Genomic DNA, 1463 nt, shown 5'->3' with positions numbered 1-1463 from the left:
AGGATAAAAAGTCGGAAATTTTTAGTGAATAGTGGTTCTATTTACTAAAAATTTCTGACTTTTTAGACCAATTTGCTGTCACCGCAGTAGGGCAGTCTATTCTCGGACAGCCTCCTAGCCTTGTCTGAGTTCCTTGGCTATTTCCCTGGCTTTGTCAAGGGCCCTATTGAAGCCGTTTTTAAACAGGTTTTCACGAATCTGTCGCTGGAGTTCTTCCGGGGTAATCTCTCCATCGTCGGCAGCGGCAGTAAGCTTATTGTCATCCTTGTTTTTTACCAGGTTTGAAAATTCCTGTGACTGCATCGGATCAATGCGATCTACCGGTTTGACATTGCCTACCTGGCCTGAGTGATCAGAGGGTAGGTTTTCGACATCCTTGTTGGTAATGAGTGACATGGTCAGGATCTCCGTTGCCCAGTGCAAGCTGGCGTCTGATTAATTATGAGAATATCGCCTTATCTGGCGGCATTGCCCGCTAATGCTTTAGTCCTTATAAATCCAGTTTAGATTATGAACCGAGATTATAAAAAGACTGAAGACCAGGTTTTTGTTTGATAATGCCACCTTGGCTTAATGAGCTGACAGCTGGTCTGAAGACCGTAAAGCCACCTGTATCACCGCCGACAAATGAAACTAGTACAGCCGGGAGAACACTATGAGCGGTGAGCACTTTACGTTAACGATCAGTCAAAGCACGTCTGACGCCGGCGATTTTGCCATACATATGAAGGAACCTGATAAACCTGAACAGCTGTTAGTCCATTTAAGATTTATGCCACTGGCTATGTTCGATGAGGCTTATTTGGATGATCTTGTGGGTGTGATGGCAAGGAAGCTGGCCAAAAGAATAATTGAATGGCGTGTCGCTCCCGACGATCCAGACGCACTGGATGCCTGTCAACATGAGGCTCGAGCAGTCGTTCAGGAAGCGTTGGCAAGAATGAAAAAAAGTTCAGGCTAATCCGGGATAGTTGTACTATAACGGTTTTTGTCTATGAGAGAAGGTCATGGGATAAATGATGGAAGTACTTCCCCGTTTATCTCGCTTCATACCCTGTTTTATCAATTCTCGCGGAATACTCCACCCATAGCTCGTAGAGCTTGGGTGGATATGGATGGGGCCGCCCAAGTGGGGCCGCCATCCGCTTAGTGGTGGGAGGATGTCAAACACTTGAGTAGCTAACCCTATGAAGTCATATATTTCTGACTCCTTGTGCCGACACTCCCGGCAACTGCTCTTGCGTTGCTCTGGCTCCTGCCATGCAGTCGTGCTTCTTTGCAACTCCGGTCACATAGCTACGGCTATGCCTCCTCCGTTGCGCCTCACATAGTACCAGCCCAAGTAGACAGAAATATTCGATTCTATTTGGCCAACTACTTAACTTCTTAAACACGTTAGACACATTTATCAATAAAGGTATGTTTTATTTATCAATGTGTCTTTTTTAAATTTTATTTTTAAT

Annotated in this window: 2 protein-coding genes; one reads left to right on the top strand and one right to left on the bottom strand. The window is 45.2% G+C overall.

The genetic code is table 11. The annotated features are described in order from the left end of the window. Positions 1–114 precede the first annotated feature (114 nt). Positions 115–396, bottom strand: coding sequence for a hypothetical protein (locus KDK14_RS01565; protein ID WP_257263259.1), 282 nt, complete (start codon positions 394–396; stop codon positions 115–117). A gap of 259 nt (positions 397–655) precedes the next feature. On the opposite strand from KDK14_RS01565, the gene KDK14_RS01560 reads away from it, so the two are divergent. Further along, positions 656–961, top strand: a complete 306-nt coding sequence (locus tag KDK14_RS01560) for a hypothetical protein (protein WP_257263258.1) — start codon at positions 656–658, stop codon at positions 959–961. Positions 962–1463: the final 502 nt, after the last annotated feature.

The organism is Endozoicomonas sp. ONNA2, from assembly GCF_024606365.1.
Classification (GTDB): Bacteria; Pseudomonadota; Gammaproteobacteria; order Pseudomonadales; family Endozoicomonadaceae; genus Endozoicomonas.
Note: the sequence above shows the minus strand (reverse complement) of the source record. Positions and strands in the feature narration are given on the sequence as shown.